This is a genomic window from Chryseobacterium sp. FH2 (assembly GCF_001045455.1).
Taxonomy (GTDB): Bacteria; Bacteroidota; Bacteroidia; order Flavobacteriales; family Weeksellaceae; genus Chryseobacterium.
This window is the reverse complement of record NZ_LFNE01000004.1, coordinates 181594-195515: the sequence shown is the minus strand read 5'-3', so window position 1 is coordinate 195515 and position 13922 is coordinate 181594. Positions and strand designations below refer to the sequence as shown.

At 34.8% G+C, this 13922-nt stretch carries 9 protein-coding genes; 6 read left to right on the top strand and 3 right to left on the bottom strand.

Annotation, left to right across the window (positions count from 1 at the left end; translation table 11 throughout):
* Positions 1-116 precede the first annotated feature (116 nt).
* A complete protein-coding gene (locus tag ACM39_RS08095) occupies positions 117-905 on the bottom strand; it encodes an NUDIX hydrolase (RefSeq protein WP_048510529.1) in 789 nt (262 codons plus the stop codon).
* Between the two features lie 23 nt (positions 906-928).
* The gene (locus ACM39_RS08090) at positions 929-2056 is read right to left on the bottom strand and encodes an MFS transporter (protein ID WP_410470244.1); all 1128 of its coding nucleotides are present in this window, start codon (positions 2054-2056) and stop codon (positions 929-931) included.
* 237 nt (positions 2057-2293) lie between these two features.
* On the opposite strand from ACM39_RS08090, the gene ACM39_RS08085 reads away from it, so the two are divergent.
* The 6 genes from ACM39_RS08085 to ACM39_RS08060 all read left to right on the top strand — a co-directional run bounded on the left by ACM39_RS08085 (position 2294) and on the right by ACM39_RS08060 (position 12898).
* Positions 2294-5203 (top strand): SusC/RagA family TonB-linked outer membrane protein, encoded by a 2910-nt coding sequence (locus ACM39_RS08085; RefSeq protein ID WP_048510527.1) that lies wholly within the window; start codon positions 2294-2296, stop codon positions 5201-5203.
* Between the two features lie 11 nt (positions 5204-5214).
* The gene (locus ACM39_RS08080) at positions 5215-6765 is read left to right on the top strand and encodes a RagB/SusD family nutrient uptake outer membrane protein (RefSeq protein ID WP_048510526.1); all 1551 of its coding nucleotides are present in this window, start codon (positions 5215-5217) and stop codon (positions 6763-6765) included.
* Positions 6766-6767: 2 nt separating this feature from the next.
* Complete coding sequence (locus ACM39_RS08075) at positions 6768-8198, top strand: glycoside hydrolase family 30 protein (RefSeq protein WP_048510525.1); 1431 nt, start codon at positions 6768-6770, stop codon at positions 8196-8198.
* A gap of 9 nt (positions 8199-8207) precedes the next feature.
* Entirely contained in the window at positions 8208-10430 is a 2223-nt protein-coding gene (locus ACM39_RS08070; protein WP_048510524.1) for a glycoside hydrolase family 3 N-terminal domain-containing protein, read from the top strand.
* Positions 10431-10608: 178 nt separating this feature from the next.
* Complete coding sequence (locus ACM39_RS08065) at positions 10609-11418, top strand: family 16 glycosylhydrolase (protein ID WP_053073308.1); 810 nt, start codon at positions 10609-10611, stop codon at positions 11416-11418.
* Between the two features lie 40 nt (positions 11419-11458).
* Positions 11459-12898, top strand: coding sequence for a glycoside hydrolase family 30 protein (locus ACM39_RS08060; RefSeq protein WP_048510523.1), 1440 nt, complete (start codon positions 11459-11461; stop codon positions 12896-12898).
* Between the two features lie 145 nt (positions 12899-13043).
* Here the strand turns inward: ACM39_RS08060 and ACM39_RS08055 are convergent, their stop codons facing one another.
* Complete coding sequence (locus ACM39_RS08055) at positions 13044-13862, bottom strand: enoyl-ACP reductase (RefSeq protein WP_048510522.1); 819 nt, start codon at positions 13860-13862, stop codon at positions 13044-13046.
* Between the last annotated feature and the right edge of the window lie 60 nt (positions 13863-13922).

Here is a 13922-nt window from a genome sequence, read left to right as displayed (position 1 = left end):
TTTTGATTTTGCTAAAAGTAAGACTTTTTCGTGGGGGTCTGAGAATTTTTTTTAAGGTGCTTTATTACTGTTGCATTTCAACATAATAAGCCATTTAATAATAAAAATTTTCTCAATTAAACTTCATCATCATTGGTGATAGGATACTGACTTGTAGAATTATGGACTTTATTTTTAAACTTATATAAATATGGAGCTTTATTCGCAGAACCGTCATAAAGCTTTTCCAATCTGTCTAAAATGTTTAAGCTTAAAATTTTTCTCTGAAAATTATTTCTTCTGAATTTTTGTCCTAAAATGGTTTCATAGAGACACTGAAGGTCTTTCATTGTGAATTTTTCAGGAAGAAGATTACTTGCTGCAACTTCCGTATTAATATTCATTCTAAGGTATTCCAGACCTGTTTCTATCACCCTGTCATGGTCAAAAGCCATTTTGGGAAGATTATTTACTTCAAACCATTCGCAGGTTTCATTAAAAGCATCCGGAAAAGTATTGGTTAAAGAAAAATCAATCAAACTGCAATATCCCACTGTGATAAATCTTTGAAAAATCCAGTGGTCTTTCGGTACTTCAATTCCTTTATTATTAAGTAATATCTGGTGAACATTATTTTCCGTACGATCTATTCTCCCAAAGGTATGGAATTGTTTTAAAAAGATGTCTTTAAGATGAGTCCTTTCATATAAAACACGCTCTGCAGCTTCTCTAAGATCTTCATCATTGAAGACGAAACCTCCGGGAAGCGACCACAGATCCAGATCATGATATTTTAGAAGTAAAATCTTCAAAATATTGTCGTGAAAACCAAATATGGTGCAGTCAACAGATACATGTGCTACAAAGTCTTTTGTATCAATAAGTTCCTGAAGGGTTTCTTTATTTTTTTCGGTCTTGATTTTCATGGGAGTAAAAATAAAATTATTTTCTAAATATTTTTATTTACGGTGTGAAAATATATTAAACTAATCATAAAAAGCACACTAACAGCCAATAATATATATAAAGAATAATAATTTAGCAGTCCGTTTCCGAATAAAAGAGCCATGATAATTGAACTGACAGAGCTGCCTAAAGACGAAAAAATAACGATCAGTGATGTAAAAAGGTTAATTTTTTTTTTGTCAACCAATGCAATCATTTTTGAATTAATTACAGGATAAAGAGGCGATAAAAACAGACCAATTACGGGAAATAGAAATAGAAGAGTCTTTGAATCGTCAGAACCTAAAAACTGTATCCCTAAAATAATAAATAAAACAGCGATGATTAAAAATAAGCAGGTTTTAAAGTATCTTGATAACGAAAATCTTTGAATGATATTTGCAGTGATTGTTCGCCCTATGTATGAAAATAGTGCTAGAAACGAGGAAGCCTGAAGCGCAAAGAAAGAATTAACTTTCAAATGATTTTTATAGAATGAAGGCAGCCATGAGTTAAAACTTTGTTCAACAAATACAATACAAAATATAACTGCTAAAAATATAATTACTGATTTATTTACAAAATTCAACAGGCTTGAAATCAAACCATTATCATTTTTTTGTAGAGGCTCTGAGATTTTTATTTTTGAAAATAATAATATCGTTATCGCGGAAAGAACAGAAATTGATATAAAACCAAATTTCCAAAATTCTGAATATTTACTTGAAATAAGCCACCCAAACCCTGTATTAACCACAAAAATTCCGATCATGAACGAAGCCTCAACGCTATTCATAGTTTTTGCCAGGGATTTTTCCTCTGAAATATTATTACGGATAATTCCAAATACACAAATTTTACCAATAGCGAAACAGGTTCCAATAATAGCAAACCATAGTTTGTAAAACCAAAAAACTTCAACAAAAGGTAAAATACATGAACAAATCCCAACAATTGTTAATGCTAAAATCAATGCGTTTTTTGTTCCGATTTTACTGATAAAATTTACTGCAAAAAGTGAAATAAATGCGATTGGCAAATCCTTAAAAGATTCCAGAAAACCGAGTTTCTCATATGTGATTTTTGCCTCCGAAAGTTGTAGTATTACAATGCCCATGCAGTTTAATACCATCGAAAAAATTAAAAAGGTAAGCTTGAGGGGAAGTGAAATTTTGGATAGCTTGCTATTCATTTTGGGGATTTATTTTATTGAATTTTTATAATTTTTTATGAATTATCGGAACAAATTTATGGCTTTGAGCCCCCAAAAATAAACGAAATATTAAAATAATTATTAATATAATGTTAATTATTTAAAAAAAAATATATTTTTATTGTCTCAATTTGAGAATTAAAAAAATAACTGTATATGAATGTAAGAATATCAAGAAGTTTGGGGATGGTTGCTGTTCTCTATTTTACAGCCAATTTCAATGCCCAAAAAACGACCAATGACACCCTTCCGAAAGAGCAAAAAATAGAGGAAGTTGTCATGATTGGTTACGGTACTCAAAAAAAGAGTAATGTAACGGGAGCTATCTCAAGTATAAAAGCTTCCGATATAGAAAATGCCCCTGTTGCAGGAAGGCCTGAACAAGTGCTTCAAGGTAGAGCTGCTGGTGTAAGTGTAATATCGAACTCCGGACAGCCTGGAAGCGAGCCTACGGTTCGTGTACGTGGTATTACCAGTTTTGGGGCAGGAAGTAACAATCCTCTTTGGGTAGTTGATGGAATTGTAGTAGATAACATTGGATGGTTAAACCAATCCGACATTGAAGGAATGGAAATCCTTAAAGATGGAGCTTCTGCTGCGATCTATGGGGTTTCAGCTGCAAAAGGTGTAATTCTTATTACTACCAAAAAAGGAGCAAAAGGTAGAATGAATGTTTCTTACAACGGATTCTTCGGAGTAGGAAGCGCAGCCAAAAAGCTTGATTTATTAAATGCGACACAGTATGCAACAATCATGAATGAAGCTAATGTGAATGATGGACATGCTCCAACGTTTGCAAACCCTGGTTCTTTAGGAACAGGAACTGATTGGCAGAAACAAATTTTCAATACGGCACAACGTCAATCTCATGAATTCAGTATAAATGGAGGAAATGATAAATCCACGTTCTATACTTCCTTCGGTTATTACGATCAGCAGGGTATTGTATTGAGAGATATTTCAAATTATAAGAGAATTAATGCAAGATTTAATTCCACACATAAAATTTTCGACTTTTTAACAGTTGGGCAAACTTTTGCTTATACTCATGTAAAAGCACAAGGGATTAATGATAATAATGAGTTTGGAGGGCCATTAAGTTCTGCTATAAACCTTGATCCGACAACTCCGGTTGTTGTTACAGATGTTGCTAGTCAACCGTTTCCAAGTGATTATACAAACAACGCATTTATCGTAAGAGATCCAAATGGCAACCCTTACGGAATTTCTCACTGGGTAAGTAAAGAAATGTCGAATCCATTAGCTTTCCAAGAAACACAAAGGGGGAGATACAGATGGTCTGATGATATTGTAGCGAATGTTTTTGGTGATGTGAAAATCAATAAGCATTTAAATTTTAAGTCAAGTGTAAATGGTAAACTTTCTTATTGGGGAAATCAGGCATTTACTCCACAATCATATTTAAGCTCGGCTAATTCTAATTTAACGAACAGCTTATTTAGAGAAATTCAAAGAAAATTTGAATGGAACACAGAAAATACTCTTACATACCAAAATAAATTTGGGCTACATAATTTAAGCGTTTTATTGGGACAAGGATATTATGAGTATAATATTTCTTACGGACAGAATACAACGTATAAAAATCTTCCTACAAACGATTGGAGAGAAGCTTCTTTCAACTTTGATATTGCAGCATCAGACAAATCTTCAAATGCCTGGGATGGAAAACAAACACATAAAGCTTCTTATTTCGCCAGAGTAGTATATGATTATGACAACAGATACCTTTTCACCGGAACAATTCGTAGAGATGGATCTTCAAAATTTGCACCGGCAAACCATTGGGGAACGTTCCCAGCCATGTCTTTAGGATGGAATGTTTCCAATGAAAGCTTCTGGCCAGAAAATAATGTTGTTAATAGCTTTAAATTAAGAGGAGGATATGGTGTTCTCGGTAATGATGCTATCGATGATTTTCAATATGCAAACTTTTTTGTAGCAGGAAGTAATTATACTTTTGGAGATAATATAGTTCGTGTTGGATATGCACCAAGTACATTAGAAAACCCGGATTTGAAATGGGAAAGAACATCTCAGCTCAATATTGCAGCAGACCTTAAGATCTTCAAAAATTTTGACTTAAGCGTTGATGTTTACAGAAAGAAAAGTACAGATATTCTTAGAAAAATTGCTCTTCCTGGTTATTTAGGCTTAATTAATGATCCTTGGAGAAATATCGGAGATATGAACAATGATGGTATTGAGGTAAGTCTTGGATACAAAAAGAATTGGGGAGATTTTGGATTATCAGCAAATGGTAACTTCGGATACTTGAAAAATGAAATTACTCGTCTAGAAGCAGATAAAGAATATGTAAATTTTGCATCTTTCCAAACTTTGGGAACTGTTTCTAGATTGCAGGTAGGTCAATCATATGGTTCTTTTTATGGCTTCCAAAATTTAGGTGTTTTTCAAAATCAAGCGGAAATTGATGCTTATAGAAACTCTAATGGGGCTTTAATTCAACCAAATGCTAAACCGGGAGACTTTAAGAGACTTGATGCAAACGGAGACGGAAAAATTGATGAAAATGACTATATCAACTTAGGAAACTCTGTACCGAAATATACTTTTGGTTTGACACTAAATATGAATTACAAAAACTTCGATTTAATGATATTCGCTCAGGGACAGGCAGGTAATAAAGTCTTCCAAGGACTAAGAAGGTTGGATATTCCTGAAGCAAACTATCAAACAGCAATTCTTGACCGTTGGAATGGAGAAGGTAGTACAAATACAATGGCAAGAGTTACAAAAGATGATCCTAATCAAAACTACACAAGAATGTCGGACTATTATCTTCAAAAAGGAGATTATCTACGTCTGAAACTAGTTCAGGTTGGTTATACTCTTTCTAAAGATATTGCTAAAACAATTGGCGCTTCAAAAATAAGATTCTATGTAACAGGAGAAAACCTTGTAACATTCACAAAGTATACAGGTTATGATCCTGAAATTGCAGGTTCGGATACATTTGGTATAGACAGAGCTTTCTATCCACAGGCAAGAACTTTCCTTTTCGGTGCTAATGTTCAATTTTAATTAAAAGAAAAATGAAAAATAAAAGATTTATATATAAAAGTGTTGCTGTTTTAATGCTTGCAGGAGTTGGTTTCGGATCAGTTTCTTGTAATAATGGTAACCTTGAAGATGTTCAAAACACAGGAACTTTTGATGAGAGTAATTATTTTCAAAACGAAGAGCAGTCATTTTCAGGCTTAGTTGCCACTTATGATATGTTAAGAAAGTATTCCGGAGGTTTTGAAAATATGGTGACGTTCTTTAATGGTGCTTCCGATGATTTCTATTCCGGGGGAGGGAACTCATCAGATGGCGCGGGAATTCAAGGATTCTCAAACTATAGCATCAATCCGATTATTATGCCGGCGAGTTATTGGAAAGATTATTATCAAGGAATTGCAAAAGCTAATATTTTGCTTGAAAAAATTCCTAATGCTACCATGAATGATCAAACCAGAAACAGATTTATTGCTGAGGCTAAAGTTTTGAGATCATTATATTATTTTGAATTATTGAGAGTATTCAAAAATATTCCTTTGATTTTAAAACCAATTAAATATAATGATGATTATTATAATATTCCTCAGGCAAAACCTGAAGATGTTTATACTCAGATAGAAGCAGATATTCTTGCCTCAATCGGAGATCTTCCTATGACTATTGATCCGAACAATAAAGGTCAGATTGGAAGGCTTACGCAAGGTTCTGCACGTGCTATTTTAGGAAAAATTTATCTGTATGACAAAAAGAACAGCTTAGCGGCTGAACAGTTTGCAATGGTAAACGGAACTCCTGGAGGAACGAGCCAGTATGGATATCATCTATTAGCAAACTTTGCTGATCTTTGGAAAGTTGACAATAAGTTTACTACAGAATCTATTTTAGAAGTGATGCATACTAATGCAAGTAATGCTGATTGGGGATTCTGGGGATCAGGAAAGGATGAAGGAAACTCAGTTAATCAGATGGTGGGAATTATTTCTTATGGTAAAGTAGACCTAACACCTCCAGCCGTTAATGATGCTCCAAGCATTCATAAAGGTTGGGGTTTCAATCCGGCTACAGATGATTTGTTTAATTTTATGCAAGGAGATCCACGTCTTGATGCAACAATTTTTAATGCAAAAGCATTAGTACAACAGGGTAAAATTACCTATTCGCCAGGATTTAGAGATACAGGATATTTCTTGAATAAATATCTTCCGAGAACAGAAGATGAATCTACGCAGCCAGGAGCTACAGAACTAAATTTCCGTCAAAATTATATTGCGATAAGGTTAGCTGATACTTATTTGATGGAAGCGGAAGCTTTGGGAGGATCTGGTGCAAGGGCTCAGGCTTTATTAGATGCTGTAAGAGCTAGAGTAGGTTTAGCATCAATTCCTGTATCTATACAGGCGATTAAAGATGAAAGAAGAAGAGAATTGGCAGGAGAAGGTCACAGATGGTTCGATTTAGTAAGATGGGGTGATGCTCCGGCTAAATTGGGTTCAAGAGGATTTACTGCTGGTAAAAACGAAATTCTTCCAATCCCTTTCAACGAATTAACAAACACAGCTTTAAAACAAAACCCGGGTTACTAAACATGAAGTTTCACAGTTTATATAGTTTCTTTTTTAAAAGTACTGCACTGCTATTTAGCGGTGTGGTACTTTTACCTTTATCATCCTGTACGTCTGTTTCAAATACAGAAAACAAAATTCAGTTCTGGTTGACCAAAGGTGATGAAAGCATAAGATTACAACAACAGGCTCCATTAGTTTTTGTAAATAACTCTAATAAATTTCAGAATATTGAAATTGACGATTCTCAAAAGTTTCAATATATTGATGGTTTTGGATATACATTAACGGGGGGAAGTGTAGAAGTAATCAATCGTCTTTCACCATCTAAAAGAAAAGCTTTATTGAATGAACTTTTCGGGAATGATAAAAACTCAATATCAATCAGTTATTTAAGATTAAGTATTGGTGCTTCAGATTTAGACAGTGAAGTTTTTTCTTATGATGATTTACCGGAAGGCCAAACAGATCCGTCTCTTTCAAAATTCAGTTTGGCAAGAGACAAAGATTTAATTGCTATGTTAAAAGAAATTTTAGCAATTAATCCAACGATCAAAATCATTGCCGCACCTTGGTCGGCCCCGGTTTGGATGAAAGATAACGGAAAGTCAAAAGGAGGAAGTTTAAAACCTGAATTTTATGATATTTATGCAAATTATTTTCTGAAATATATTCAGGGAATGCAGCAGGAAGGTATTATAATCGATGCAGTAACACCTCAGAATGAACCTCTGCATCCGGGGAATAATCCGAGTTTGTATATGCCTTCAGATCAGCAAAAAGACTTTATTAAACAGAGTTTAGGTCCGGTTTTTAAGACAAATAATGTTAAAACTAAAATTATTATTTACGACCACAATTGTAACAAACCGGAATACGTAACAAATATTTTAAGCGATTCCGAAGCTTCTCAATATATTGATGGTTCTGCTTTTCATTTATACGAAGGTGAAATTTCAGCCTTATCTACTGTCTATAATGCTTTTCCTGATAAAAATCTATATTTTACCGAGCAATGGACCGGTGCAAAGGGAACTTTTAATGAAGATTTGAATTGGCACACCAAAAATGTGATTATCGGCTCTATGAGAAATTGGAGCAAGATTGCTTTAGAGTGGAATGTGGCAAATGATCCGCAATACAAACCTCACACAGACGGAGGCTGTACAGAATGTAAAGGAGCAATTACTGTTTCCGACAGTGAAAATTTCACTAGAAATGTTTCCTATTACATCATTGCCCATGCGTCGAAATTCGTTCCCGCGAATTCCCGAAGAATCGCTTCTACACAAACTGATAATCTTTCGACTGTAGCTTTTAAAACACCTGCCGGAAAAACAGTTTTGATTGTTCAGAACAATAGCAGAACAGACGAAAATTTTAATATTAAATTTAATCAAAAAACAGCTCCTGTAACAATTACGGGAAGCTCGGTGGCGACATATATTTTTTAAAATAAAATTATGAAAAGAGTTTATTTCTTATTAGCAATTACAGCATTTGGAATGAATGCATTCGGGCAAAAGACGATTGATCAGAAAGTTTCTGAATTGTTAACTAAAATGACGTTAGAAGAAAAAGTAGGACAATTGGTTCAATACAGTGGCTTTGAATATGCAACAGGTCCTCAGAATTCCAATTCTGCAAATGTCTTAAATGAAATAAAACAAGGAAAAGTAGGTTCTATGCTCAATGTAGCAGGTGCGGAGGAGACCAAAAATTTCCAGAAACTGGCTTTGCAATCGAGGTTGAGAATTCCATTATTATTTGGACAGGATGTAATTCACGGATACAGAACTACATTTCCGGTGAATCTTGGTCAGGCTGCGAGTTGGGATTTAGCGTTAATTGAAAAGTCTGAAAGAATTGCTGCTACCGAAGCTTCAGCTTATGGAATCCACTGGACTTTTGCACCAATGGTTGACATTGCAAGAGATCCGAGATGGGGAAGGGTGATGGAAGGTTCAGGAGAAGATACTTATTTGGGAACCCAAATCGGTTTGGCAAGAATTAAAGGTTTTCAGGGAAAAGGCTTGGGAAATCTTGACGCAATTATGGCTTGTGCGAAGCATTTCGCAGCATACGGAGCGGCAGTTGGAGGTAGAGATTACAACTCGGTGGACATGAGTTTAAGACAGTTAAACGAAACGTATTTACCTCCTTTCAAAGCGGCTGCAGAAGCAGGGGTAGCTACTTTTATGAATTCTTTTAATGATATCAATGGTATCCCGGCAACGGCAAACAAGTATATTTTAAGAGATGTATTAAAAGGTAAATGGAACTACCAGGGTTTTGTAGTTTCAGATTGGGGAAGTATTGGCGAAATGGTTTCTCACGGTTATGCAAAAGATAACAAAGAAGCTGCAGAAAAAGCAATCCTTGCCGGAAGTGATATGGATATGGAAAGCCGTGCTTATATGGCTGAGCTTCCAAAATTAGTTCAGGAAGGAAAGATTGATCCTAAGTTTATTGATGATGCAACAAGACGAATTTTAGTTAAAAAATTCGAAATGGGTTTATTTGATGATCCTTACAGATTCAGCAATGAAAAAAGACAAAAGGAGCAAACCAATAATGAAGAAAACAGAAAATTCGGAAGAGAATTTGGTTCAAAAAGTATTGTTTTACTTAAAAATGAAAAAAATATTCTTCCGCTTTCGAAATCAACAAAAACGGTAGCTTTAATCGGCCCTTTCGGAAAAGAAACTTCTGCCAATCACGGTTTTTGGTCGGTTGCTTTTAAAGATGACCATCAAAGAATTGTAACCCAATTTGACGGAATAAAAAATCAGTTAGATAAGAAATCAACCTTATTATACGCAAAAGGTGCAAATGTTGATGATCAGGATAAATCGATGTTTGCTGAAGCTATTGAAACAGCGAAGAAAGCAGATGTTGTTATCATGACATTAGGTGAAGGTCATGCGATGAGCGGTGAAGCGAAAAGTAGGAGTAATCTCCATTTTTCCGGTGTTCAGGAAGATTTATTGAAAGAAATTGCGAAAACTGGAAAGCCAATTGTTTTAATGATCAACGCAGGAAGACCTTTGGTTTTTGACTGGGCTGCAGATAATATTCCGACAATTGTATATACTTGGTGGTTAGGAACGGAAGCTGGAAATTCTATAGCTGATGTTCTTTTCGGAACAGTAAACCCCGGTGGAAAACTGCCGATGACTTTTCCTAGAACCGAAGGACAAATTCCAGTGTACTACAACCATTATAATACAGGAAGACCAGCAAAAGATAATATGGACAGAAATTATGTCTCTGCATACATTGATTTGGATAATGATCCGAAATTCCCGTTTGGATATGGTTTGAGTTATACGCAGTTTAAGTATTCTGATATGAATTTAAGCTCAACAAATCTTAAAGGAAATCAGGCTTTAAATATCAGTGTAAATGTTTCTAACACCGGGAATTATGATGGGGAAGAAGTGGTGCAATTATACATCAGAGACTTATTCGGAAAAGTGGTAAGACCCGTTAAAGAACTGAAAGGTTTCCAAAAAGTATTCATTAAAAAAGGGGAAAGTAAAACCATTAACTTCACACTGACCACGGAAAATTTAAAATTTTATGATGATGAATTAAACTATGATTGGGAAGCGGGAGATTTCGATATTATGATAGGAACCGATTCTCAACATGTTCAGACAAAAAGAATTAATTGGTCAAAATAAATATTAGTTTACAAACTGAGAGCGGGATGAAACCCGCTTTTGGGGGTAAGAGACATTAGATTTAATGTTTGTCATTCTGAAAGAAACTAAGTAATCTTTGTAGAGACACTTTCAGTATGACAAGCTTTGAAAATAAAATTAAATAATGCTAGAGTAATCAGCCATAAAATTCAGAATTTTGAAAATTAAACTTCAATATATTTTCCATTTAATCATCGGAGGAACTTTAGTTTTTTCATCATTAAATTGTGCATCAAACACATCTGATTCAAACAGAAAATTAATTTGGAATGATGAATTCAATGGAAAAGGATTACCTGATGCTACAAAATGGAATTATGACGTTGGCGGAGACGGTTACGGAAATAATGAAGCTCAGTTTTATACCAAAAACCGCTTGGAAAATGCAAGAGTTGAAAATGGAAACCTTGTTATTGAAGCCAGAAAAGAAAATTGGGAAAAGAATAAATATACGTCGGCAAGACTTTTAACTAAAGGAAAATTTTCCTTCCAATATGGGACGGTTGAAATTCGTGCTAAACTTCCAAAAGGTCGCGGAACCTGGCCTGCCATCTGGATGATGAGTGAAGATATGAAAAAATGGCCGGATGACGGAGAGCTGGATATTATGGAACATGTTGGTTTTAATCAGGGCTACATTCATGCTTCGGTTCATACCAAAAAGTACAATCATATCATCGGAACCCAAAAAACAGATACCTTGATCGTAAAGGATGTAAGTGAGAAATTTCATGTCTACAAAGCAGACTGGACACCTGAAAAGATTGATGTTTATATTGATAATCAAAAATTTTTCACGTATGAAAATAAAGAAAAAACATATGCTGCATGGCCCTTTGACCAACCGTATTTTATCATTTTAAATTTAGCTGTCGGGGGATTTTGGGGTGGAAAAGAGGGAATTGACGATACTATTTTTCCTCAAAAATATGAGATAGACTACGTAAGAGTTTATCAAAACAAATAATGATATGAGCAATTTGCTCAGAAAAAAATAGAAAGAAATTATGAAGAAACTAATCATAAGTTGTTTTGTAATCGGGATGATCTTCAATGCAAATGCACAGAACTACTGGAAAAAGAATGTGGGAAAAACAGCCAGAATTATCCTTACCAATGCTAAAACCAATGAAAAACTGGCAGATAAAGGAATGGTAAAATTTGAAAAATTTGATCAACCGAAAGAAAATGAACCCAGCATTTTTGTTGATCCGGATTTTAGATATCAGAAATTAATAGGAATCGGAGGTGCTATTACAGATGCTGCTGCTGAAACTTTTTATAAAATGCCGAAGGATAAGCAAAAGGAAATCATTGAAGCTTATTACGGGAAAAACGGTTTAGGATATTCGGTTGTTCGTACTAATATGAACTCGTGTGATTTTTCCAGCGATTCTTATACTTATGTTCAGGATAATGATACTTTATTAAGGTCATTTAACGTTGCTCATGATGAAAAGTTTAAAATTCCGATGATTAAAGAAGCTCAGAAATCGATTGGAGCTCAATTTAAACTTTATTTTTCTCCTTGGAGTCCGCCAGCCTGGATGAAAACCAATAAAAATATGCTGGACGGAGGAAAGCTGGAACCACAATATTACCAAACCTGGGCGGATTATTATATAAAATTCATCAAAGAATATGAGAAAAGGGGAATCAATATTTGGGGATTAACTATTCAAAATGAGGCAATGGCAAAGCAAACTTGGGAGTCTTGTCTTTACACAGCCGAAGAAGAAGGTAATTTCCTGAAAAACAATCTTGGACCGACTTTATGGAAAAATGGTTATAAAGATAAAAAAGTAATGATCTGGGATCACAACAGAGACCTGATTTACCAAAGAGCTACCACCACCTTAAGCGATCCTGAAGTCTCTAAATATGCTTCCGGAATTGCATATCACTGGTATGAAGTCTGGCATAACAGGACTCAGTTATTTGACAATATAATGGAGACCCAAAGAGCATTTCCGGATAAATTTTTAGCGTTTACGGAAGGATGCAAGGAAGTATTTAAAATGTCAAGAATTGAGGATGTAAGTTTGGGTGAATTGTATGGTAAAAATATGATCAACGATTTTAACAGAGGTACCTCTTTATGGACGGACTGGAATGTACTTCTTGATGAAACAGGCGGTCCAAACCATGTCGGGAATTTCTGTTTTGCACCTATTATTGCTGATACCAAAACAGGAGAGGTACACTATACTTACGAATATTATTATGTAGGACAGATTTCAAAATATATAAGACCAAACGCACAGAGAGTCGGAAGTTCTACTAATACATCAGATTTGATATCGACTTCATTTATGAATGAGAACGGACAGCTGGTAACCGTTATCATGAATGATTCTGATAAAGATATTGATACTAATCTTTGGATTGAGGGAATGTCAGCAAAGCTTTCTGCACCTGCACACTCTATACAGACCGTAATTTTATAAGCTTCATATTAACATTATTTTAAAAAAATCGACGGTACCAAAGGTACCGCCGATTTATCATTATATAGTATTACATATTTAAAACAAAAAAGCCGAAACAAAATTGTTTCAGCCTGGATAATTTATATTTAAAAAATAATTTTATTTATTTTGATGATTCAACATCATATTTACTGATAACCTTCTGAGTAACACCAGAACTGCTGAAACCTCCGTCATGGAAAAGATTCTGCATGGTTACTTTTTTGGTAAGGTCTGAAAATAATGTTACACAGTAGTCTGCACATTCAAGTGCTGTAGCATTTCCTAGAGGGGACATATCTTCTGCATACCCAAGAAAACCTCCGAAACCTTTCACGCCGCTACCTGCGGTAGTTGGGGTAGGAGACTGAGAAACAGTATTTACACGTACTTTTCTTTCACCCCAATAGTTTCCGAAAGTTCTCGCGATACTTTCCAAATATGCTTTGTTGTCAGACATATCATTATAATCCGGGAACGTTCTTTGAGCTGCAATATAAGTAAGCGCCAGGATGCTTCCCCATTCATTCATACAGTCTTTTTCATAAGCTACACGCATTACTTTGTGGAAAGAAACTGCTGAGATGTCCCAACCTTTTTCTAACCAGTCGTAGTTCATTTCTGTATAATGTTTTCCTTTTCTTACATTGATAGACATTCCGATTGAATGAAGGATAAAGTCGATTTTCCCGAATTTTGCAACCGCAGCATCAAAAAGTTTTTCAAGATCTTCAATGGAAGTAGCATCTGCGCCAATAACCTCAGAACCTGTTTTTTCTGCTAGACCATTAAGTTCTCCCATTCTCAAAGCAATAGGAGCATTTGATAAGATAAATTCAGCACCTTCTTCATGACATCTTTCTGCAACTTTCCATGCGATTGATTGTTCATTAAGGGCCCCAAAAATAATTCCCTTTTTGCCTTTAAGTAAACCGTATGACATAATTTTTTAATGTTTATTAATATACAAATGTAGCAATAATTTGTGTTTAGAGCATAATAA

What these genes read in the sequence shown, in the direction of transcription:
- ACM39_RS08095 (WP_048510529.1), bottom strand. Translation starts at nt 905, where the DNA reads ATGAAAATCAAGACCGAAAAAAATAAAGAAACCCTTCAGGAACTTATT.
- ACM39_RS08090 (WP_410470244.1), bottom strand. Translation starts at nt 2,056, where the DNA reads ATGGTATTAAACTGCATGGGCATTGTAATACTACAACTTTCGGAGGCA.
- ACM39_RS08085 (WP_048510527.1), top strand. Translation starts at nt 2,294, where the DNA reads ATGAATGTAAGAATATCAAGAAGTTTGGGGATGGTTGCTGTTCTCTAT.
- ACM39_RS08080 (WP_048510526.1), top strand. Translation starts at nt 5,215, where the DNA reads ATGAAAAATAAAAGATTTATATATAAAAGTGTTGCTGTTTTAATGCTT.
- ACM39_RS08075 (WP_048510525.1), top strand. Translation starts at nt 6,768, where the DNA reads ATGAAGTTTCACAGTTTATATAGTTTCTTTTTTAAAAGTACTGCACTG.
- ACM39_RS08070 (WP_048510524.1), top strand. Translation starts at nt 8,208, where the DNA reads ATGAAAAGAGTTTATTTCTTATTAGCAATTACAGCATTTGGAATGAAT.
- ACM39_RS08060 (WP_048510523.1), top strand. Translation starts at nt 11,459, where the DNA reads ATGAAGAAACTAATCATAAGTTGTTTTGTAATCGGGATGATCTTCAAT.
- ACM39_RS08055 (WP_048510522.1), bottom strand. Translation starts at nt 13,862, where the DNA reads ATGTCATACGGTTTACTTAAAGGCAAAAAGGGAATTATTTTTGGGGCC.